Genomic DNA, 251 nt, shown 5'->3' on the forward strand with positions numbered 1-251 from the left:
GTCACAACAGATTCTGGATCCCAAACAAAAACAATTTTTTCATTGGGAATTATTTCTTTCGTTGTCAATGGATAAGAACCATCAAATTCGGGGAAAGACCAGAAGATTTCTTTACCTGCTTCCATTCTTCCGGAACCTTTGGAAATGAAATAATTCTGCATTATTTCCGGATTGATAATCACTTCAAATACTTCTGAAACAGGCTTCTGGATTCCGATAGAAGCTTTTGCTGTTACTTTTTCCATAGAGTT

Annotated in this window: 1 protein-coding gene; it reads right to left on the minus strand. The window is 35.9% G+C overall.

The genetic code is table 11. From position 1 onward, the window contains the following. On the minus strand, positions 1-251 hold a 251-nt coding region (locus VJI94_RS08595), incomplete at both ends, for a hypothetical protein (RefSeq protein WP_324009066.1).

The organism is Parvimonas sp. D9 (assembly GCF_035282565.1).
GTDB lineage: Bacteria > Bacillota > Clostridia > Tissierellales > Peptoniphilaceae > Parvimonas > Parvimonas micra.